This is a genomic window from Marivirga sericea (assembly GCF_900177665.1).
Lineage (GTDB): Bacteria > Bacteroidota > Bacteroidia > Cytophagales > Cyclobacteriaceae > Marivirga > Marivirga sericea.
This window is the reverse complement of the sequence record NZ_FXAW01000001.1, coordinates 1,207,119-1,229,796: the sequence shown is the minus strand read 5'-3', so window position 1 is coordinate 1,229,796 and position 22,678 is coordinate 1,207,119. Positions and strand designations below refer to the sequence as shown.

General features: G+C 34.0%; 20 protein-coding genes and 1 tRNA gene. 11 read left to right on the top strand and 10 right to left on the bottom strand.

Features of this window, described 5'->3' with window-relative positions; all coding sequences use genetic code 11:
• The first annotated feature begins 20 nt into the window (after window positions 1–20).
• The 7 genes from B9Y84_RS05090 (at window position 21) to B9Y84_RS05065 (ending at window position 5,601) form a co-directional block, all read left to right on the top strand.
• Window positions 21–569, top strand: coding sequence for a hypothetical protein (locus B9Y84_RS05090; RefSeq protein ID WP_139827942.1), 549 nt, complete (start codon window positions 21–23; stop codon window positions 567–569).
• Window positions 570–586: 17 nt separating this feature from the next.
• Window positions 587–964 carry a hypothetical protein gene (locus B9Y84_RS05085; protein WP_139827941.1) on the top strand — a complete coding sequence of 126 codons (378 nt, stop codon included), beginning with the start codon at window positions 587–589 and terminating at the stop codon, window positions 962–964.
• A gap of 189 nt (window positions 965–1,153) precedes the next feature.
• Entirely contained in the window at window positions 1,154–2,149 is a 996-nt protein-coding gene (locus B9Y84_RS05080) for an ABC transporter ATP-binding protein (RefSeq protein WP_085515987.1), read from the top strand.
• Between the two features lie 164 nt (window positions 2,150–2,313).
• Complete coding sequence (rpsA, locus tag B9Y84_RS05075) at window positions 2,314–4,290, top strand: 30S ribosomal protein S1 (protein WP_085515986.1); 1,977 nt, start codon at window positions 2,314–2,316, stop codon at window positions 4,288–4,290.
• Between the two features lie 168 nt (window positions 4,291–4,458).
• Window positions 4,459–4,529 (top strand) — tRNA-Cys (locus B9Y84_RS05070).
• A 209-nt stretch (window positions 4,530–4,738) separates the two neighbouring features.
• Window positions 4,739–4,909, top strand: a complete 171-nt coding sequence (locus B9Y84_RS20555; protein WP_176223719.1) for a hypothetical protein — start codon at window positions 4,739–4,741, stop codon at window positions 4,907–4,909.
• Between the two features lie 371 nt (window positions 4,910–5,280).
• The gene (locus B9Y84_RS05065; RefSeq protein ID WP_139827940.1) at window positions 5,281–5,601 is read left to right on the top strand and encodes a hypothetical protein; all 321 of its coding nucleotides are present in this window, start codon (window positions 5,281–5,283) and stop codon (window positions 5,599–5,601) included.
• A gap of 146 nt (window positions 5,602–5,747) precedes the next feature.
• Here the strand turns inward: B9Y84_RS05065 and B9Y84_RS05060 are convergent, their stop codons facing one another.
• From B9Y84_RS05060 to B9Y84_RS05050, 4 genes are all read right to left on the bottom strand, one after another.
• On the bottom strand, window positions 5,748–7,127 hold the full coding sequence (locus B9Y84_RS05060; protein ID WP_085515984.1) for a hypothetical protein: 1,380 nt from the start codon (window positions 7,125–7,127) through the stop codon (window positions 5,748–5,750).
• A 226-nt stretch (window positions 7,128–7,353) separates the two neighbouring features.
• Window positions 7,354–7,506: a hypothetical protein gene (locus tag B9Y84_RS20550; protein ID WP_176223718.1), complete on the bottom strand. Its 153-nt coding sequence runs from the start codon at window positions 7,504–7,506 to the stop codon at window positions 7,354–7,356.
• Between the two features lie 151 nt (window positions 7,507–7,657).
• Complete coding sequence (locus B9Y84_RS05055; protein ID WP_085515983.1) at window positions 7,658–8,584, bottom strand: hypothetical protein; 927 nt, start codon at window positions 8,582–8,584, stop codon at window positions 7,658–7,660.
• A gap of 5 nt (window positions 8,585–8,589) precedes the next feature.
• Window positions 8,590–8,847: a helix-turn-helix domain-containing protein gene (locus tag B9Y84_RS05050; RefSeq protein WP_085515982.1), complete on the bottom strand. Its 258-nt coding sequence runs from the start codon at window positions 8,845–8,847 to the stop codon at window positions 8,590–8,592.
• Between the two features lie 360 nt (window positions 8,848–9,207).
• Here B9Y84_RS05050 and B9Y84_RS05045 point away from each other — a divergent pair, with 360 nt between their 5' ends.
• Window positions 9,208–9,633: a hypothetical protein gene (locus B9Y84_RS05045; RefSeq protein WP_085515981.1), complete on the top strand. Its 426-nt coding sequence runs from the start codon at window positions 9,208–9,210 to the stop codon at window positions 9,631–9,633.
• A gap of 122 nt (window positions 9,634–9,755) precedes the next feature.
• Here the strand turns inward: B9Y84_RS05045 and B9Y84_RS05040 are convergent, their stop codons facing one another.
• Window positions 9,756–11,282, bottom strand: coding sequence for a site-specific integrase (locus B9Y84_RS05040; protein WP_085515980.1), 1,527 nt, complete (start codon window positions 11,280–11,282; stop codon window positions 9,756–9,758).
• 633 nt (window positions 11,283–11,915) lie between these two features.
• Here B9Y84_RS05040 and B9Y84_RS05035 point away from each other — a divergent pair.
• Together B9Y84_RS05035 and B9Y84_RS05030 are read left to right on the top strand one after the other, a co-directional pair.
• Window positions 11,916–12,698 (top strand): peptidase associated/transthyretin-like domain-containing protein, encoded by a 783-nt coding sequence (locus B9Y84_RS05035; RefSeq protein ID WP_085515979.1) that lies wholly within the window; start codon window positions 11,916–11,918, stop codon window positions 12,696–12,698.
• 431 nt (window positions 12,699–13,129) lie between these two features.
• Complete coding sequence (locus tag B9Y84_RS05030; RefSeq protein ID WP_085515978.1) at window positions 13,130–13,870, top strand: hypothetical protein; 741 nt, start codon at window positions 13,130–13,132, stop codon at window positions 13,868–13,870.
• A gap of 283 nt (window positions 13,871–14,153) precedes the next feature.
• Here the strand turns inward: B9Y84_RS05030 and B9Y84_RS05025 are convergent, their stop codons facing one another.
• The 5 genes from B9Y84_RS05025 to aroQ all read right to left on the bottom strand — a co-directional run bounded on the left by B9Y84_RS05025 (window position 14,154) and on the right by aroQ (window position 21,759).
• On the bottom strand, window positions 14,154–15,824 hold the full coding sequence (locus tag B9Y84_RS05025; protein ID WP_245830820.1) for a serine hydrolase: 1,671 nt from the start codon (window positions 15,822–15,824) through the stop codon (window positions 14,154–14,156).
• Between the two features lie 181 nt (window positions 15,825–16,005).
• A complete protein-coding gene (locus B9Y84_RS05020; protein WP_085515977.1) occupies window positions 16,006–18,762 on the bottom strand; it encodes a ligand-binding sensor domain-containing protein in 2,757 nt (918 codons plus the stop codon).
• Between the two features lie 358 nt (window positions 18,763–19,120).
• On the bottom strand, window positions 19,121–20,845 hold the full coding sequence (locus B9Y84_RS05015; RefSeq protein WP_085515976.1) for an FMN-binding glutamate synthase family protein: 1,725 nt from the start codon (window positions 20,843–20,845) through the stop codon (window positions 19,121–19,123).
• A gap of 110 nt (window positions 20,846–20,955) precedes the next feature.
• Window positions 20,956–21,330, bottom strand: coding sequence for a methylglyoxal synthase (locus tag B9Y84_RS05010; protein WP_085515975.1), 375 nt, complete (start codon window positions 21,328–21,330; stop codon window positions 20,956–20,958).
• A gap of 3 nt (window positions 21,331–21,333) precedes the next feature.
• Entirely contained in the window at window positions 21,334–21,759 is a 426-nt protein-coding gene (gene aroQ / locus B9Y84_RS05005) for a type II 3-dehydroquinate dehydratase (protein WP_085515974.1), read from the bottom strand.
• Window positions 21,760–21,770: 11 nt separating this feature from the next.
• On the opposite strand from aroQ, the gene xerD reads away from it, so the two are divergent.
• The gene (gene xerD / locus B9Y84_RS05000; RefSeq protein WP_085515973.1) at window positions 21,771–22,670 is read left to right on the top strand and encodes a site-specific tyrosine recombinase XerD; all 900 of its coding nucleotides are present in this window, start codon (window positions 21,771–21,773) and stop codon (window positions 22,668–22,670) included.
• Window positions 22,671–22,678: the final 8 nt, after the last annotated feature.

Genomic DNA, 22,678 nt, shown 5'->3' with positions numbered 1-22,678 from the left:
ACCTTTTAAATTCTTGTTATATGAAAGTTAGGGTAAGCATGTTTTTTCTTGTTTTAGTACTTAGTTTTGCTAAATCAGTTCAAGCTCAAGTATATGCAGGAGGTGGGTTTGTCTATTCCTCCTTATCGAAAAGTGGTCTGGATGATGTGACAGGTTTTGGGATTGATATTCAGAAAGAGATGCAATATGCTGAAACAAAGCTAAATTTTGTTCCCACCATACATTTATCAGTGCTGCATTCTAATGTTTTTAGACAGGTTAACGCATTTTATGCTAATAGTGTGGTTTTGTCACCAAGTTTTTCCTATAAATTAATTGAAAGTAAGAGAATTTCAATTAGTCCATTTGCTTCTCCATTTTTAGGATGGTTATTTGCTTATAGAAGAGAGGACCTACTCTTCGAGGCAGGAAACCGGAATGAAGCCATCTATGGCTTTGAATTCGGTTTAGAGTTTAAAATCGAGGTGTATGAAAACCTGGAATTGAAAATTAATCCAATTACGCTTCAAATAGGCGATAATGATTTCCGGCAGGGCATGGTTTCGGTTCTCTTTAGATTATCAAAATAAAATATTGAACTTATATTTTGATTAAAAGAACTATAGCCCTACATTTGCAATCCAATTTTGACAAAGAACTAATCATGGCAGGAACAAGTCTTAAAAGAAAAGCAAGAAGAAACAGAGTAGTAGCAAAGAAAAGGGTAGTGAGTATCCAGAAGTTGCAGCAACAGCCTGTTATCAAAAATGTTGATGTAGAAGCAATAAAAGCAGATTTCGCTAAAGCAGATAAGAAAAAACCTGCTGCTAAGAAAGAAGATACTGCTAAGGCTGAGAGTAAAGAAGAAGCTCCAAAAGCAAAAAAGGCAGCACCTAAGAAAAAGGCAGCACCTAAGAAAGAGGCAGCGAAAACCGAAGACAAGCCAAAAGCAACTAAGAAAAAAGAAGATAAGAAAGAGGATTAAAGTCTTTTCTTTTTGCAGATATATAAATGAAGCGAACATCAGTTCGCTTTTTTTGTTTGTAGCTACGGTAGAAAGTTAGTCTTTTAAAGTTGTCAGCTTGCATCTGTATTTTACCTTGCTTTATGGTATTGCGCTCAAATTTAAGTTGTCAATTTTTCTAGATTTGTAATCAAATACAAAACCCCCTGCATGGCGAAGGTTATTTTAGAAACGAAAGGTGTGTCCAAATCATTTGAAAAACTAATACTTTCAAATGTCAATTTAAAAATCGTGGAGGGTGAAACCCATGTGATAATGGGCAAGAGCGGTGAGGGCAAATCGACCTTATTGAAAATCCTAGCTGGACTTACCGCTGTTGATCAAGGAGAGGTTTTATATGAAGGCGAAAGATTAGATAATCCGGAAGAGGTTTTGGTTGCAGGTCATGAAGAATTAGCATATGTGGCCCAAAATTTTAATTTACTCCATAACCGAACAGTTCTTGAAAATTTAAAAGATGCTCTATTAGCTTTTAAAGATGATTTTGCTGAGCAACAAATCAAACAGCTACTTCAGTTGATGCGCTTAGAAGATCTTCAATCTCAGAAAATAGAGAAGCTGTCTGGAGGAGAGAAGCAAAGGCTGGCAATAGCTCGTGCTTTAGCTACGCAGCCAGCTGTATTATTGCTTGACGAGCCCTTTACTCAACTCGATTTCCCGACTCGTCAAATCCTACTTGATGCCGTCAAAGAAGTAAAAAGAGCTTTAGATACCACAATTTTATTAGTTAGTCATAATCTTTATGAAGCTTTTTATCTGGCTGATATTATTCATATTCAAAAAGGGGGTAACATTATAAGAAGTGGAACTCCAAAGGATATTTATGAAAATCCAGTCTATGTGTCAGTAGCTAATTTACTAGGCGAAATTAACCTAATCCCGAAAGGCTCTCTGGGTAAAGGGCAGAATAAGTTGATGGGAATCTGGAGCGAAAACATTTTGATTTCTTCTGAACACAATTCGAAAGATCAATTTAAATCAAAACTGATCGAAAAAACATTTATTGGAAATTACTATAGATATCAATTTGAATGGTCTAAAAATCAGTTTTTTATTGTTAAATCCACTCAATCTGAATATGTAGCGGGAGAGTATTATCGTATTGTTCTTCCTGAAGTCCATCTTTTTGAACTAAAGAAGGGGTGATTTTTTATTATCTGAAAGCCAACTTATTGCGACTTTCCAAATAAATCGTACCTTTGCGTTCCGTTCGAGTGAATGGGCTTATCTTAATAGGTAAGTATTTGTAAACCAAAACGATGGAAATCTTGGCTCGGGTTGACATTGTAATTAAAGAGCCCTGACACATTATGGCAGAAAATCAAGAAAACGTAAAGAACGAAGAGTTCGATTGGGAAGCATTTGAAACCAAAGGATTTGGTGAAGGCTACTCAAAAGCTAAAAGAGAAGAGTTAGCTGCAATGTATGACAATGTTGCTACTGACTTGGCTGAGCAAGAAGTAGTAAAAGGTATTGTGGTAGCGATTAATGATCGTGACGTGGTATTAAACGTTGGATACAAATCTGATGGATTGGTTCCAACTAATGAATTCCGTGACACTCCTGATTTAAAAATTGGTGACGAAGTGGAGGTTTACGTTGAAGAGCGTGAAGACCAAAATGGAGAATTAGTTTTATCCAGAAGAAAAGCAAAAATTGTAGGTGCTTGGGACAAAATCCAAAAAGCGCTTGACGAAGACTTAATCATTGAAGGCTTAGTAAAAAGAAGAACTAAAGGTGGTTTGATCGTGGATGTTCACGGTGTAGAAGCCTTCTTACCAGGTTCTCAAATTGATGTGAAGCCAATTCGTGACTTCGATGTATTCGTAGGAAAGAAAATGGAAGTAAAAGTTGTGAAAATTAACTACAGCAATGATAACGTAGTAGTTTCACACAAAGTATTGATAGAAAAAGACCTTGAGAAGCAGAAAGCTGAAATCTTGAACAACCTTGAAAAAGGACAAGTTCTAGAAGGTGTTATCAAGAACATGACCAACTTTGGTGTATTTATTGACCTTGGTGGTGTTGATGGTCTATTGCACATTACTGATATCTCATGGGGTAGAATTAACCACCCAGAAGAAGTATTGAAGCTTGACGAAAAAGTGAAGGTTGTAGTATTAGACTTTGACGAAGGCAAGAAACGTATTTCTTTAGGTATGAAGCAATTAACTTCTCACCCTTGGGACTCATTGGCTGAAGGCCTTGATGTAGGTTCTAAAGTGAAAGGTAAAATTGTTAATGTTGCTGATTACGGTGCATTCTTGGAAATCGCTCCAGGTGTTGAAGGTTTGATTCACGTATCTGAAATGAGCTGGTCACAGCACTTGAGAAATCCTCAAGATTTCATCAATGTAGGTGATGAGTTAGAAGCAGTAGTTCTTACATTGGACAAAGAAGAGCGCAAGATGTCATTAGGTATCAAGCAATTGACTGAAGATCCTTGGAACAAGAAAGAAGTATTAACTAAGTACGCTGTTGGTACTGAGCATAAAGGAGTAGTTAGAAACATGACTAACTTCGGATTGTTCATCGAATTAGAAGAAGGTATTGACGGATTGGTTCACGTTTCAGATTTAAGCTGGACTAAGAAAATCAAGCATCCATCTGAATTCGTGAAAGTAGGAGAAGAGTTGAACGTAGTTGTTTTAGAACTTGATGTTGATAACAGAAGATTAGCATTAGGACACAAACAATTAGAAGAAAACCCTTGGGATACTTTCGAAACAGTATTTACTGTTGGTTCTAAGCACAAGTGTACTGTGTTGAACAAAAACGAAAAAGGTGCCATATTGGAGCTTCCATACGGTATCGAAGGATTTGCTGCAACTAAGCACTTGAAGAAGGCAGATGATTCTATGGCAGAAGTAGGAGAGTCTTTAGAATTCCAAGTATTAGAATTCTCTAAAGATGATAAGCGTATTGTATTGTCACACTTGCATACACACTCTAAAGTTGAAGAAACTCCTGCTCCTAAGAAGAAAGCTACAGGTACTGGTAAGAAGAAATCAGCTCCTAAGCAACAAGCTTCTTCATCTACATTAGGTGATTTAGATGCTTTATCAGCATTGAAAACACAAATGGAAGATGATGCTAAAGGTGGAAGTAAGAAGAAAGCTGCTCCTAAAAAAGAGGAAGAGCCAAAAGCTGAAAAAGCCGAAGCTAAAAAAGCTGCAGAGAAAGAAGAGCCTAAAGCTGATGAAGTGAAAGCAGAAGCCAAAAAGGAAGAAGCTAAAGCTGAAGAGAAGAAGGAGGACGATAAAGAGGATAAGAAAGAAGACAAATAATAAGTCTTAGTTTTTTATAATATACTGAAAGCCATCTATTTAATAAGTAGGTGGCTTTTTTATTGCTTTTTTAATAGCTCTGCAGTTAAAATTATTTGGTAATTATTAACGTTCTCTGTTTGAGATGCTCAATAATATGTCTATTTTTGCAATCGCAAAAGCGGTTAAGGTCACGTGGCCGAGTGGCTAGGCAGTGGTCTGCAAAACCATCTACAGCGGTTCGAATCCGCTCGTGACCTCATTATTTTTACCTCTAACTAAATGATAATCAGGAAGTTAGAGGTTTTTTTATGTTTTTTAAATACCCTTTTATAACAAAAAAACACCTTATCTCCATTTAAATTAGCCCATAAAAGGGTATTCTTTAATTTCAGTCTGTTTATATTCGGTTTTATAACTATTTTCAATTAATTGAGTTATATTGACAGTTCAACTAAAAATTAAATGAATGGCAGAATCAAAAAAAGTTTCTGAACTATCTGAAAAGGAATTACTTGAAAGAATAGCAATTAGCAACAAGCAGATTGCTAGTAATACTGGTTTCATTAAAAACTTCCTTCTATTTGTAATTAGTGTATCAATAGCAATAGCAATTGTAATGATGATTTTTGCTTCTTAGCTTCTATTTATTAATGTAGTGATAAACTGATAAGTTAGCAATCACAATGTTCGGCTTCCATTTTTTCGCCTCTGTGCCTGTTGCACGGCTCAAAATGTCGCCTATTGCGATTACTTGTGTTAGTGGTGATGTATTATCATTAGTTGTGGTAGTGATGATATGTTATCACTTGAAAAGTGATGGAAAGCCTACTGCTAAGTTACCATAAAAAGAAAACTTCCGGTAGTTGGTTACTTGCAGTAGCCTTGCCTTTTATACTCCGTATCATAAAAAAGGAAAAACCAACCTCTTTAAACCACTGGAATTTGTTCTGAATAAAAGATTTATAAATTCTCCCTGTTATATTTATGAAGAATGTAAAAAAGGGCACGATGAAAAGAATTAAGAATTACAACGTTTTGAAACAAATTTATGAAGAATTTAATGAACCGGTACAAGATGTTGAAATGCTAAATTCCATTAATGCATCAGATAAATTTGGAATATTTCATTATCTAGTAAGTATTGGTTTTATTAATCAATTAGATGAAACTTTTGCTAATACTGAAATTGGTAAATCATACACCATATCGGCAACGGGAATTGAATATATTGAGAAATTTGAAATTCTAAAGAAAAATAGAATTAGAGCAAATATTGCAATAATAGTTTCTATTGTGGGATTAGTGATTTCTCTTATAGGACTATTATAATTTATACTAGTTGTTTTCTTTTGGTCTGGTGGAATCAGAAACTATTAATTTATTAATAGTTATAGTGTAAAAGCCGAAGGCTTACCACACCTTCGACTTTATACTGTTCTGAAAAAAAACGTTGTTCAACTTTTATAAATACTTCATTAATTGAAAAAGTATTCTGTTTTATGAAAAATTATATAATTATTTTGTAAATGCTCGATAAACTTTTTAATGGTTAATGATGCAATGGGGTTAAGCCTAGGTTTATCATAGCTTTTTACCCACCCATTTAGCATTTTTACATAATAGGCACTATCTTTTTTATTAAGCTTATTTTCATACACAGCATCTTTTATAATTTGTAAATCACTATCATCACAATCAAATAAGTAACTATCAAAATTGCCCTTTAAGCCGTTTTGAGTTAATCTATTGATTTGATTATATACTTCTCTATCAGTCAAATTTTTAACGATAGTTCCCTTATGTTCAGGAGTGTAACCATTAGCAATTTTATCCATATCAGATTGCTTAAAGGTTAACGGTGAATTGAAATGGTCAAAATTTAGAATCTCAAAGTAATTGTACTTATCATTTCCGTTTTTATCCCATTTTTTAGAATCCAATATTTTTATTTTTAGTAGGTCACCTACAGTATATTTAAATATTTCTTGCTGCTTTTCAGGATTGAAAATGTAGTCAAGGTTAATAGGCTCAATTACTTTCTTCTCATATTGAGTGATATATTTCTGAGAAATACGGCTCTCTATTCTGTTTACGTCAGTATCGTTATTATTCTGTAATTGCTCATTGATAATTGCCAATTGTGGCTCTTTATTATTCTTTTTCTTTGATTGCTCTTTTACTTCCTCGGTCTTATTGTAAATAGCAATTACTTTACCGGTGTTCTTTTTGCTGCCACTGCAAAAGGTTGCAAAGTTGTGCAAAGCATCTATATAATATTTACTACCTAATGAGTAAAGAGGGTTCTTGTTGAATTTGATGGAATCAGAATTATAAAAAACTTCCCCAAATTCATCTCTGATTTGCTCTAAAGTATCATAAGCTAATTCTACGTAATTGATGTTATTAAACTCTATTTCAAAAGCTTCTTCTAAGCTTTCCAGATGAGTTTTTATTAACTGTGGTTCATTGTTATATAAAAATAGATTATCGACTTTAAATCCTACGTGTTGTTTGTTTTTGGTGCTATTTAAATACAAAGTGCCAAATCTTTCACTATCCAAATAAATTGAATATGAATTGAGATATACGGTAGATTTATTATCTATCTCTTTTATCTGATAATCCCCAATAGAAAATAATTCATTATCTAATATTTGTTGTATAATGGTTTTACTAGTCTCTAAAACAATAGTATAAGTATCAGGTAATAGATAAGTAATAGCTAACGAATCTAATCTTAAGAATCCATTATTGTAATTATTACTGTTATGACTACGAAATGATAAATCACATCGTAGGTCGATACCCTGCTTATTAGGTAGGGTGGAGGGGTACGATGTTTTATGAATTGACATTGAATACTTGAAAATCTAGGCTAAGATTATCAGGCATTCTAAATGCTTTCTTTTGTAATAAATCGGTAAAACTTCCAGTTATTGGAAGTATGGTAATAGTTAAATTTTTCAAAACAGTTATACCACTTTTAAATGGCTTTAACTAATTGTTATTATTGTGTAGTGGGTGACTACTTTTGATTGAAATATTGACACAATTTTCAACCGGAAAAAGTTCATTCTTAGTTTAATTATTTTTTAGCTTATCCAAGATATTTTTATCTCTTTGAAATTCAGCTTCATAAGATTTACTATTTGCTTTGTTTGCGTAATGTCTTTTTAAATGGTCAATTTCCTTATTTGTTAAAGTTGCCCTTATTTTAATGTCATTAGTTTTCATAATTGAATAATTAATTTTTTAAATGTTAAAGTTAAAATAGGAATGCAAACTAATGCATCCCATTTCTGAAAGAATAAGGCTTCACGCCTGCAACTGCTTTTTAAGCGACTTTTGCAGGCAATCCACCTCGATGAAAGAATAAAAGAATTAATTATTCAAAGTTTTTTCCAGTGGTGAATGCTGAATTATCTAATAAATGTAAATCACAATGAGAAATTACACGCATTTGTAATATACCGTCATTCATTTTCGTGTATTGGTCTGTGAAGATGTTCATTCCGTGAACCATAATACCCACCTTAGAGAAATCCCCAAGGATTACACAATCATTTGCAACTTCTTTTCTCACATAAGTTTGTATATCATTTACCAATCTATTAGCTAATAAAGGTTGATTGTAACCGCTGTCAGTTGTTTTTAATTTTCTCGCTGTAAATGAGCTTACTAAATATTTTAATTCGCTGTAGTCGCCTGTATTGGCTTGCTCTAATGCGTTGAAATCTGCTAAACTGTAAGTTTTTGCCGTATCTATTGACGTGTAGCCACTAACAGCCGATAAAGCTGTTATTTTAGAGACTAATTTTTTAAAAATAGCTTCGTGAATAGCTCTTTTTGTCTCAATCAATAACCATTGGTTAATTTCTTCTGGAGTTTTCCCAATAAAATTTGGCTTTTGTAATTCCACAATCCCAGTGACAAAATTATTTCTATACTGCAAATGTGGTACTGCATTAACTCCGTCTTGAGCTTCTTCACCTTCATTTACAAACTCAAAATCTAGGTTTGCTAAATTAGGGGCTTTGATACCATCAACTCCACTCATTGAACTATCCCATATATTAACACCAAGGCGTTCCAATATTGTTGGCTTTGGCTCTAAATTCTTTAATGTTGAGAATTCAGATTTCTTTGGTCGGATAATTCCTTCAATATCTGTAATTGAGAAATTTATTCCTGTCGAAGTTTTCATATACTTCTCTAATTCTTCGCTATTTGTCCATAATGGACTATCATTCTTTTTTGCTCCCACTTGGGAAGCTTCTAATATTTCATTGATACTTTCTAAATTGAAAATCATTTCTTTTAATTGTTTTTACTGCTGTTATTATTTTGACTATATAAGTCTTTGAAAATGTAGAATATGGAAAGCTTTCGACCAGAAGACAAACCGATTTTTCCACTAATTAATTTGTTCACATATTTATTATCTACACCAAGCATTCTCGCTAATTGAGATTGATTTATTCCTAATTGCCTTAAATGCTGTTTTATATAGTGCCTGTCAATTAGTTCTTTTAATTGGTGATATTCTATTAAATTTTTAGTCTTGTTTTTAGTCATTATTTCTATATTTCATCTAATTAACGCCTCTCATTTAGGCGTTTTAAGTGATTTTTTGATAGGTGGGTAATTCTATCTCCCCCTATGTATTTAAATACTCCATAAGGGGTCAAATATTTCTTTTTCAGAGAATTAATTTCACACCCCCTTTAGGTAAAAAATTTTGGGGAAACGAACGTTCTTCTATTTGTGTGATATTCAGAAAGACCCTCAGAATGTGAATCCTTCCCCCATACCCCTGGGGGGTGGGTTGATGGCTGTAGAATCTATAGGTGCATTGAAAAATAAATATTATATTTTTTCAACTCCACGCTAATTCATTGATTATGTTTGTTTTAGAATCAAACTAAAAAATCTACTATGACAACCACACAAGAAAACCAAGTGGAACTTCAACACAAAATTCATATGGCTATTTACCAGATAGTTGAAGATAAACTATTAAAGTATATGGATGACTTAAATGGTTTTAGTCCGACTGATAGTATTGATGATGATACCGATATAATGAATGATATTGTAAAAACTTTTGACAGAAATTCATTGATAGATTATTACACACTCAGCAAAACCATTATGGAATATTTAGCCCTCGACAACACAACCAAGAATGATTTGATTGTAAACTCAACAGGTGAATTAATTTTCAGCTATTACGATAAAATCAAAAAGCTTAATGATTTTATAAAACCAATGTGGATTGGTGGTGATGGTAAGGATGATATCTATATAAAAGATAATTTATATTTTATGAAATACACTGTTGATAATATGATGAAGTACTAATTTAATCTTAAACACTATCTACAAAATTTTTAGCTACACACTTTTTGGGATAGTGTCTAAATTATTTGTTACCTGTCGGTGGAAACTTATCAGTTGGATTGCTTCTTATATTACATAAGGTACTACAGTTCTAAGTCATCTAACATTTTAGCTGTTTGGTCTACCTCAATAGCTAGGTAGTGTTTAATTGAACTCATTGAATGGTCAGTGATTTTAGCTATTTGTTCTAAACTGTATTTATGTTCGCCTTTTGCATCCAATGTATTATATAGTAAGCTAATTAGTGCTTTACGTCCTGCCTTAGATGAAAATATACTATGCATTGGCATTTCGTACCGTTGTGGCTCTTCTAGGTGTGCATAGGTTTCGTATTGAGTTATTAACCTGTTAAGCTCCATTTCCTTTGCCATCTCTTTTAGCTGCTCATTATAGTTTTGAGAGTATTTAAAGAAGTTAGTAAAATCAAAATCATACTTTTGAATTAATGGAAGTGCGAAATTTGGAATAGTATTAGTTATCATTACTCCTGTTTTACTGCTTTTATAAGTAACCTTATGCCTTCCGTTAGGGGCAACGTGAAAACTCTTTTTAGTAAGTCCTGTTAAATTCCCTATCCTTAAGCCACCTAAGTAAACATCAATTAAAAATAAGTCCCTAGTTTTTTCAAGCCTGTTTCTCCTTTCACTGTCCTTTACTTTGTTAAAATCAAATTTCCTAATGATTTCTAATTCCTCGCCACTGATAGCCCATACATTAATTTCATCCTTTACCACGTACCTAATATGTGCATCTTTTTTGTTCCCGGATATTAATTTAAATCTTGCATAATTAAGATTTATTTCAAATTCATTTTGGTCTAGCCAGTCACCGTATTTCCGTAATGACGAAGCCAATTTTTTAATTACTGAAATCTTGTACCGTGCCACTTTGGAATTATCAATCTTATATCCATTAGCGATGGCAAAGCGTATTAACTTATCAATAAATGACCTACTAAATTCGCTATAATGTAGAATAGGTATTTTGTTTTTCTCTTTATAGTAGCTTAGCAGGTGTAAAACTCTATTATGATTACTGTTTCCGTCTCCTGTCTCATAAAGGTGTTTCTTGAAGATGTATTCTAAATCAATTTTTTCTAACTCCGAAATCCTGTAATCCTCTTCATTTTGTTTTTGTATCTCTTTTTCCTCCTTGTTGTTAGGTATATGGTTTGTTATATAACTAAGTCCGTCCTTACCCTCATTAGTAATGTCATCTAAATATAGATTTTCATCAAATAATAGATTTTCGTCACCCTCTGTATTAAATTCTAAGTAGTTTAAAACATCGTTATAATTTTCATATAGATAGTAATTTATAATTTTATTATTGGGTGCTATTGATTTACCAATTAGATAATCAAATACATATCTTATTCTTTGCTTCTCATTTTCAAAAAATAGATTGCCTTTGTCAGCATTTGGAATGTTTACTAATTTACCCTTTTTCAATTGGTTATTATTGAGCTTGACAATGTCATTATTATAGAGTGCTGAAATTGTGTACTCGCTTCCGGTGGTAATATAGTTTTGAATTTTATACTTAAGAATATAGTAATCGTATTTAGTGGCTTGTTTTTTTAGTGTAATTCTTTCCTTAGCAATTCTCATAATAAAAGGGTATTAGATGAAATTGAAAATAGACCGTTCAGCTAAACTTTAAATAGAGGCACTTTTTATGAGGGATAAATATAGTAAGAAAATATTAGAATACCCTTTTAAAAATACCCTTTTATAGAAATTAATATGCTTTTAAGTAGATTTAAGGTATATTTTAATGATTTTAGAATCCGCTCGTGACCTCTTTTTTTTAACCTTCTTCGTGTCAAAAGCGGAGGAGGTTTTTTTTTTCACAAACTTTGTAGCGGATGAGAACCGCAGTTTCGAAACCAATTTATTTTAAATGAATTGGTTCACGAGGGGAGGTGCGCCATGCCTAGTGCGTATGAGCTAAATCGAGCCGCAGGCGAAGATTCACGAGGGCATTGTGCGGCAAGGATGTGTGTATGAGTAATCCGCTTGTGACCTCTTATTTTTAATCTACTTAGTGTCAAAAGCGGAGGAGGTTTTTTATATACAAACTTTCTAGCAGATGAGAACGGAAGCTTAATAATAAAGCATTTTAAAGATATATGTATATCATGAACGCACGCTATCAGTATATAGATCGACCTATTTCCACAAACAATATAATGAAAGAGTTAGTTGAGCGTTTATCTTAATTGAAAGCAAAATTCAACCTTCATGAACCATCCGAGAACGTATATCTTCTTTCTCTTTTTGGGATTCTACTGCTTTAATCTGACTGCCCAAGAACAACTCGATGGAGTGATACTTGATGAAGAAACGCGGGATCCAATAGAAGGGAGCCATGTGCTAAACCTTTCGAAAAAGACAATGGCAGTTACAAATAATAAAGGTGAGTTTTTAGTTCAAGCTCAAGCTTTTGATACCTTGCTGATTTCGAATGTTAATTATCAGCGTAAGCAATTTATTATTCTCAAACCCCAATCAGTCATTGTTTTGATGACTCCTTTAGTTATTCAATTAGATGAGGTGGAAGTAAGTAATATCCCCATCAACTCAAATATTTTCAGTGAGAAGGTAAGAGAATTAGAGAAACAAAAGTCCAAGAAATTACGGATGTATGGTGTTCCAGAGGCAAAACCTATGGCTGAGATACCTCCATTATTTCAGGTAGATAACAGTCTGAAATTTTGGGAAAACGGAAGGATTCTTCCTCCACATACTATTGATATTTATGTTATTCCTAAAATGTTGAGTCGAAAGTATAAAGCAAAAATGAAATATTATGCCTTAAAGGCTGACAAAGGCGAAATTACGGAGGTAAATAAAAAATTCAATCGTGTCATTATAAAGCAGCTAGTAAAGTTAGAAGGAGACCTTCTTACAGATTTTATCATGTTTATGGATGTTGAGGATGATTTTATTAAAAAATCAAGCGAATACGAAATTGCAGCTTACATCAAAGAGAAATACAATGAATTCATGCATTTTGGGGAGTAAATACCATTTGTATATTTAATTAAACTTTTAAGTCACAATTGATGCAAGCGAGCACCTTGTCTTATTATGTTTTAAACTTAAATCAATAGGACCATGGTAAATACACGGAAACCAAAGAATTATATATTGGAAAAGTTTTTTCAAGAACCAAATACCTAAATTTTCTAAGAATTTAGGTCTTGCTCATCAGTCGCCTTAAGCTCCTTCCCTAAAGCGCAACTGACTAATACAAAGCATTGGAAGCTAAATCTCTTATAAAGGTAAGTTTTATGTCTCGTCACTTTTCTACTATACTGAGTGTGTTTTGTTTTTTTTTTTCTAAAATGTCGAGATGAATTTTATCCCGATTATTAATTTTAATTTGTAATTGAAGGCAAGCTTTGTTATTTTCATTAGAACAAGAGTAGTTGTAGTTTTAAAACAAGTATTTCGTGATTAAAATTTTTAATAAAGTAAAACGTAAACTACTTATAGAGGGGAAATTCAAAAGCTATTTATTATATGCGATAGGTGAAATTTTGTTGGTGGTAATCGGTATTTTAATAGCAATCAAAATAGACGATATCAATAGGGAAGTCCAACTAAGAGATGATGAGATAGGTAATTATAAGCAAATTATTATTGACCTTAAGAGAGACTCTGCCTTGTCCAATAATTACCACAAACGAGGAACTGTGTATTTAAATACCTATTTTAAATTAAATCAGATAGTTAATGACGGGTCTGGGTTTAAAGGTGTAACAACTGATTTTTTAGTGAGTAACATCCAGTTTAGTCCTGTTACTCAAAATAATCATCAAACGACAATTGAAAAATTACGAAATAACTTAGTTAGAGAACAGATCAATAGCTATTTCGGGCAATTACAGCAAGTAATGCAGGCTACTGATGAATTTAATACACTTATCAGCCAGTTTAGTAGACCCTACTTTTTGCTAGAACATGAAATATTCAATAATGAAGCTATCTTTAAATATGAGGATAGGAGATTTCCTCCCTTACTTGGTGTTTCAACAGTTGATACGACCAAGCTTAAGAAAGTAATGAAACACCAGCATTTTATTCCAATTATATCTCAATTGAGGATGTCAATAGGGTTTTATCTAGCAAGTATTGAAAGATCGATGATAGAAAATCATAAAATAATTAAAGATCTTGAAGGAAGGATATAGTGGCAAAAGTCTTAAAGTAATTCCCCAATGTATTCTTACATTTTCTGCGCTATGGAATCCATATAGCATGTTTCTAAAAAGAGCAAATGTATATGAGGATTAATTTTTCAGAACTTCTCTATTTTATAATATTGTGATTTGATACCCTTTTAATATTCTTCAGAGTATTAAAAAGGATACTTAAATCAAATAGAAAGTAAGTCAAATTTCATGATCATAGGGGAAGTAATTCTCCCATTCCCAAGGAGTAAAAGTATCTTTAATAACTAATTCTAATAGGTATTTAAAAATACTTTCCCCGATCACTATTAGTCATGAACATTACGCCCGTTTTTGCTTCAGGAAATAGGATAAAGTAGTGTTGAAAACCATTTCCATGACCTTCTTTAAATGCTGCCCATCCATATGGCGTTTTAAGCAATCCAAAGCTTAATCCATAGGAAAGCTGTATGTTATCATGTTCATCTGTTGTCTGATTGGAGAGAGGCCCAAATTGTCGTTTAGATTTGATTCGAATCTGGGGTTGTAGAATTTCTTTCCAGCTCTGATTACTTAATAGTTTTTTATTTAAAACTGCTTCTAAAAATAAAGCATAATCTGATGCAGTAGTTTCTAAGGTGCTCGGACCTCTTGGCTCATTATCCTTGTCTTTTTGATACAATGTGCCATCAGATTGATGACCATAGGCAAAATCTGCTTCATAGTGGGTTTCCCATTGAAAGCTCGAATTGTCCATTTTTAAAGGCGTAAAAACCTTCTCTTGAGCCAACTCCTCTAATCCTTTTCCTGTTAGTTTTTCGATTACTACTTGGAGAAATACCATGCCTTCACCAGAGTAGAGATACTTTTCCCCAGGTTCAAATTTTACCCTCAGCTTTTGATCACCTTCAAACCATCTCCAATTAGGGAAACCTGAAGTGTGTGATAAGCACATCCTTGCAGTAATTTTATGATAGAGTCTATCAGTTTCTAAATCTGAGTAGTCATCGTGCCAGCGTGTTTGTGGCTCATATTGATATATCTTTTTTGGAAGGTATGATTCCAAAGGAGTGTCCAAGTCTAAGACGCCTTCCTCTACTAATTTCATGACCAATACACCAAACACAGCTTTACTAAGGGATGCCCCATAAATGCTGGTGGTGTCATTTAAAGCAGTTTTTTCTTGAAAGTTCTTATAGCCAAACGAATTTTGATAAAAAACCTCATTGTTTTCTAAAATAGTCATGTTTAAGCCATGGACTTCAGCTTGGTTCATAAGGAGCTTTACCTTTTGTTCCAATGAGTCAAAGGTTAGTTTGCTTCCATCTAAGCGTGTTATCGCTTGCTCAGTAGAAGTCGAACAGGAAGAAAATATAACAAGCAATGCAATAAGTAGTTGTTTGCCTTGTTTGTTAAGTGAAAGAAATGGAAAAGCGAAAGGGTAGAAGCATTTTTGCTTTTTCACTACATAAAACATATTGAAAATGATGATGGTAAAATTTAGCGGTACAACACTTACAAAGAAGAGGAAGCCATAACCTTCCACCGTTAGTAGTGCAATGAATGCCATGATAAAAATTAGGGTAATTGAAATGTTATAATTAATGATTTTTCTACCATGCAGATCATAGAGGGAATTATCCTCTCTCTTATGCACCCAAAGGAATAATACAGTAAGAATGTTGAAAAAGGGAACCACTACTCCTAATAATGGCAATCCATGAAATAGCAATAGCCATTTTGTTTTAATGCTTTCTTCTTTAGGATTATCTATAGGCTTTAAATCTTCTAATTGAATACCCAACCCGACTGCCAATAATTTAAGGGTGTCAAGATGAGGATTAACCGATGCTTTTTCGATTCTTTGGATTGTTCTTACCGTGACAGTCGACTTTTCCGATAGCTTTTCCTGCGATAATCCTTGTTGTTTACGATAGTAAACTAAGTTTTTTGCGATACTTTCTTTTTCCATCATTTTTCGATTTGTTAAAGTACAAAACTATTTTTAAATGATGGACTTTGTTACGACATAGACGTGTCACCTTGATGTCATATTAGCTTTGGTTGAGTTGGAGGCATTGTAGATGGGGTGCATTAGCACAAGCAATACGACTTTGCTTGCTATGTGATACTTTTCTATTGGATGTTAAGCAATATCAATTATTTGCCTTTTTAGATTCAATCTCATTGTTTAAATTTTCGTTACTATGAAATTCATATAATTCATTGAAATCAACAGTTTCCAGCGTTTGATTTATTCTTATAGTAATGGCATCGAGTTCTAAACCTGTGATTTGAATCAAATTTAATATTTTTTCGCGATCTTCGCTTTTGGTTAGTTTTAAGACATTCAGCAAACCTATCATTCGGCAGATCGGTCCTCTCAATTCATGGGAATTCATAAATGCGTATTTTGATAACCTTTCATTTTGCTCTTGAAGTTTTTGAGTTCTATCTTGAACAATCTCTTCTAATCTTTCATTATTAGTCGCTATTTCTTCGCTCTGACTTAGCAGCTCTTCATTTTGTGCCTGAATTTCATCATTCATGCTTTGAATTTCCTGCGTTCTTTGGCGAACCTCCTTTTTTAGTTTTTTCTGATTTCTGAGGATGAAATTAAACCTTATTTTGTAAATTATATAAAGAATAACGATAAGAGAGAAAGCCACAAATATTAGAAACCAGTATGTAGTATAAAATGGTTTCTTGATGGTGAAATTTATGCTTTTCGGACTGCTCCAATGGTTCGAGTCTATGCTTGATTCCACAAGAAATTGATAATCATCAGGAGGTAAATTCGTGTACCTAATGGCATTGGAATTTGGATTGTTAATATAAAGGTATTGATCGTCAAAGCCGATCAATTTATACCTATACTTAATTTGATTTTCATCAAAGAATGATATTCCTATAAACTGAAATTCAAGAGTATTATTATTGTATTTCAGCGTATTATTGCTTTCATTTAGAATTTGACCTTCTAATGTAGATGCTTTTGTGATGCTTAGATTAGGAATAATTTCCAGACTGATGTCATTACTGTAGTCATACACCGAAGCGCCTAATTCAGTGCCTATCCAAACTTTCTCTTCTTTAATTTGAATAAACGCATTTCTATTAATTTCGTCACCAATTAGCCCGTGAGACCGATTGTAGTTGATCAGTTTTTTTTCATCCCAAATAAATACTCCTTCATTTGTTCCGATCCATAGTTTATTATTTGTACTTACAAATAAACTATAAACAGCAACTCGATTTAATTTCTCAGTTGTGAAATACGGAGTTATCTCGTTATCACTAATTATTGCCAGCCCACCGCCAGTACCTACGAAGTATTGGCCATTCCATTTGCAGACGTTATATGTATTTTGATAATTTAAGGACCGAGAAGTGAAATGCTTGATTTTCTTTGAGCGGGGCTGGTAAAGATATAAGCCCTTTCCAGTACTTAGCAAGGCGATGCTGTCTGCGTTCAAATAGTTGATGTTTCTTATTCCGGACAAGTCTATTTCTTTTCTGGTTTCTTCTCCTTCTAATGAAAACAAAGCATGCGTATTGGCAAAAAATAATTTTTTATCAATGTATTCTACTGTGGAGATATTATTATTATCATTTTCTGGTAAAGTAATATTTGTCAAATTGATTCCGTCATATTTTTGTAAGCCGCCTGAATTCGCAGCAATATACAATGTATTTTGACCATCATATGCCATGTCTAGTGCTCTGATCCCCGCTTTATAATTCAAAGGGAGCTTTTTCTTTATAACACCGTCAGATAGAAAATTTAGATCGCTTTTATTTGCTAAAACTAGCTGATTTTGATAGGTGGAGATTGCGGCAACTTCGTCATTAGCTAAACCAATATTTTCATTATAATTTTGGAATCTTAACACATTGAATTTAAAGAGACCACGATGATCTCCGACCCAAACATTGTTCTCATCGTCTACAAATATTTTGTTGCTCTTTGCATTGAAAATTCGACCGTTCACAAACAAGATTTCGCTCTTACCAGAGGAAGGATCGAGAAAGCGAGCTGAACTCATGCTACTAAAAAATACTCTGCCAAATTGGTCAATTGTCAGATTATGCTTATTAAATTGACTTTTGGTGGTGACACCTGTGCCTTTGTTTAGATATTGGAATGTGTCATTTTTGTAGATTCCCAACCAATCTTTACCTAAGAGGTATAAACTTTCATCTTCGAACGCTACTTGCAGCACTTCTTTTTGGGTTCCTAAGGCTGTATTTACTGGATGTGGCTTGATGGAGTCACTGTAGATAAAAAGACCTTCAGAGCTGGATATATATGTACTGTCATTTTTGAAAGAAATAGAATATATTTCTAATGACGGAAAATCTGATAGACGTATTCTATTGACAGTTTCTGTTGATATAGTTATTAAATCTATATAATTGTGATTACCAATTGCTATTACATAATCGTTCTTTTTGATTTTGACATCAAAGCAAAATTTACCATGTATATCGCCAATGTCCTCTATATTTATTGAATGCCATTTCTCGTTCTTTAAATATCGAATAATAAATCCATCTCTATTTTGGCCAGCAACCCAAACTGACCCATCTTCGAGAGACTTAATGAAAGAGTAGGGTGAATTGGGAAGTTTTAGGCTATCTGGAAATAGTTTCCAATCAAGGGAGTTGTAACTCGCTACGCCCTTTGAGGTCATAAACCATAAAATTCCATCTGGTGATTGTGTAATATCATAAATAGCATTGGTTGGCATTCCATCTCGGACTGAATATAGTTTTGCTGGGTAAAACTGACTTGAAGCATTAAAATTTATCAAAATCATCAAAACCAAAGGAAATATATGTCCTACTAGCGCGCTAGATTCGTTCTTGGAGGTTTTAGAAATCAAATATGTGCTTTTTGATAAATCAGTCAATTTCTCATAGTTGATAAGGTAACAAAATTAAAAGTTAAAAAGGTGTACTTTTTCAAAGGTGAAATTAAAAAGTTAAAGCAATCAACTCCCTAAGTTGATATTTCGCTTAAAATATTAGATCTTCAGTATTTTCATTCTCTTTGTTGAATTGTGTACTTATTTATAATAGTTTTTTCTCTTCCTAATAAGCCATAAATACATGCTTATAACTTTAAACCACTAGTTTGTGTTATTAACCCAATCAAGAAAATGAATATAAACAATATTTCTTAGTAATAATTCAATTTTTTTCTCCCCTAGAGAATGATCTTAATTTTTTGTTTAATGACAAAATTCTAAGTCTGCATGTACTTTATAGCTAATCCTCAACTTGCTCTCTCCTCATCTTCATCTCCCCAACGCTCATATTTTTTTCTTTGGCTAACCTTCTTTCTTGACTGGCTTCAAAGGCTGAGATTCCTTGTAATTCGGATAAGTAATCTAAGTGGCCAGGGGAGGTGACCACCATAATATCATCAGCTGTGATTTGATTTGGGCTTTCATAGCCACATGATTCAGCTAGCATCTGGGTTTCTTTATAAAGCGCATCGGCATAAGTGGCTATTCTTTTGGCAGCAGCTTCAATGTCTAATGCTTTTTGCAATCTTTTATTTTGGGTAGCTATTCCAGTAGGGCAGGAGTTAGTATGACATTCTAAGGCCTGTATGCAACCTAATGAAAGCATAAATCCTCTGGCAATGTAAACGGCATCAGCTCCTAATGCCATGGCAACAGCAATGTCGATGGTAGTAGCGATTTTACCGCTGGCAAATAGGACTACTTTATCTCTTACGCCATTGTGTCTTAAAGCCCAGTCTGCGACAGCTAATGCTTGCTTCATAGGTAAACCGGCATAAGAACTCAAAACATGAGGTGAAGCACCTGTTCCTCCGTCTCCACCATCGATCACAATGTAATCAGGGCCTCTGCCTGGTTCATCTTTCATTTTCTTGGCAATGTCCTCAATCTCTACGGTATGTCCTATTACCATCTTGATTCCTACAGGTTTATTAGTAATCTTTCTTACTTTATCGATGAATTCAAATAGTCCTGCCACATCAGAAAACTCTTTATGTCGGGCGGGGGCATAGGCATCTTTTCCCATGGGAATCTTTCTGATTTTAGCTATTTCATCCGTGATTTTCTCTTTCAGCAACATGCCTCCTTTACCAGGTTTAGCTCCTTGGGCCAGTTTTATCTCAAACAATTTCACTTGAGGATGGTCCGCCATTTCTTTCAGTAGTCGCTCATCTAAAACCCCATCTTCTGTTCTTATGCCATATTTAGCGGTACCAATCTGGAAGACTAAATCTGCGCCACCATATTCATGGCAAGGAGCTAATGAGCCTTCTCCTGTGTTGTGAAGAATGCCCGCCATTTTAGCTCCTTTACTTAGGGCGGCATGCGCATTATAGGAAAGTGCCCCGTACGACATAGCACTGATGTGTACAAAGTGATTGAGTGTATAAGGTTGAACGCCAGTGTGTTCTCCGATTACTTTTTTATAGAATTGACCGGTTTCATCTCCTGTTTTTGTTTTTGTGTTAGTGAATGTCGCAGGCATAATAAGCGTGGTGCCGACCTTATCCATGTCTATCTGACTTCCAAAGCCAATCGTATTACTTACTCCCGCGGAAGTGGCATAAATCCAATTTCTAGTGATTCTATTATAAGGCGTTTCTTCCTGATCGTTGGAGAATAGATATTGTCGTAATAAAGGACCTACTTTTACCAAGAATTTTCTACCCCAGATTACAACAGGGAAAACACGTTGAATGGGCGTAGAGGTTTGCCTTTTGTCGTAGATATATAATGTAACAAATCCAGTTAGTAGAAGAGCAACCAAAAATTCGCCTCCCAAAGTGAGTGCTAATTTCCATGCCCCTGATTCTTGAAAGTAATCTGCTTGAAAAAAATAGCCATATGCAGCAGTTGCCAGAAGCGCTGAGATGATCCAAGCCGTTGTATAGTTATTGAAAATATTAGAAAGATACTTTAGACGTGGGCCTGTGGTTCCTGATTGAATAAATTCGCGTTCTGCCATAGCGTAAAAAGTTTATAGTTATTTGTAATATAATACAATTCTAAAACTTTAACAATGCGGTTGATCGAATACTATCGTTCAATCATTTGATAATCAGTCAATACTGTTGACTATTTCATCTGCTTTCTCCAAAAGGCATCTATCAGTAATTGAGCCGTTGCGGGATTCGTAGCAATCGGAATGTTATGAACGTCACAGATACGCATCAACATTTGCACATCAGGTTCATGTGGATGTTTGCCGAGAGGGTCCCTGAAGAAGAGTACCATTTCCAGCTTCTTTTCGGCTGATAAGGCCGCTATTTGTGCATCACCTCCTATAGGGCCAGATAATAATTTCTCCACTGATAAACCTGTGTTTTCCACATATTTCCCTGTTGTACCTGTGGCTACCAACGAAATTTCCTTGAGCTTATCCTTGTTTTTATTGAGGAATGAAACCATTTCTGGTTTTTTTCCATCGTGGGCTATTATCGCGATTTTCATTCTTTAGTTTTTAAAATAATTCAGGCCTAGTTGATAGCCTTTCAGGCCCAAACCCGAAATCATTCCAACACATTTAGAAGATATGATGCTTTTATGTCTGAATTCTTCTCTTTTATAAATATTTGAAATATGAATTTCTACTACAGGAGTAGTGATGGCACCAATAGCATCATGTATAGCTACAGAGGTGTGCGTGTAAGCGGCCGCATTCAATAAAATGCCATCAAAATCCGAATCTGCCTGTTGTATTTTGCTGACCAGCTTACCTTCAATGTTAGATTGGTAATAGTCAATATGAAGCTCAGGATTTTTGATTTGCAATTTTTTTAAAAATTCCTCAAAGGAATCTGCTCCATAAATTTCAGGTTCTCTTTTGCCTAAAAGGTTTAAATTTGGGCCATTAATAATAATGATTCTCTTTTTATCCATTACATTCGATTATGGCTTGGGACATTTTTTTAACTGAATATAGAAATTATCTACAATTAGAACGTTCTTTGGCGGACAATTCTGTTGCCGCGTATGTACATGATGTGTTAAAGCTAAAACAGTTTTTGGATATCTCCAATCGAAATCTAAGTCCACTTGAAGTTTCTGCAACTGATTTACATAATTTCCTAGAATATGTGAATGAATTGGGGATGACAGTGCATAGTCAAGCGAGAGTTGTCTCTGGAATCAAAGGTTTTTTTAAGTACTTGATATTTGAAGATATTATCAAGGATAATCCGGCAGAACTACTGGAAGCGCCAAAGCTCGGTAGAAAATTACCTGATGTTTTGAGTCTTGAGGAAATTGAAAAAATTATTACCTCCATCGATAGAAGCACAGGAAATGGACAGCGAGATGTAACAATGCTAGAAGTGCTTTATTCTTCTGGTTTAAGAGTCAGTGAATTAGTGCATTTAAAAATCTCTAATACCTATTTTGATATAGGGTTTTTGAGGATAATAGGGAAGGGAAGTAAAGAAAGATTAGTTCCGCTGGGTAAATCCGCATCCAAACACTTGAAAATTTATATAAATGAGGTGAGGGTACATCAAAATGCAAAGCCTGAAGCCAAGGACTATGTATTTTTAAATCGTTTTGGAGGAGCTATAAGTAGGATCTCTGTTTTTACAATGATCAAAAAGCAAGTGTCTTTGTCAGGTTTAAAAAAGAAAGTTAGCCCGCATACATTCCGTCATTCTTTTGCCACTCATTTGATTGAGGGTGGGGCAGATTTGAGAGCTGTGCAAGAAATGCTAGGCCACGAATCCATCACCACTACAGAAATTTATACGCATTTGGATCGAGATTTTTTAAGCCAAACTTTAAAAGAATTCCATCCACGAGCATAATTAACATA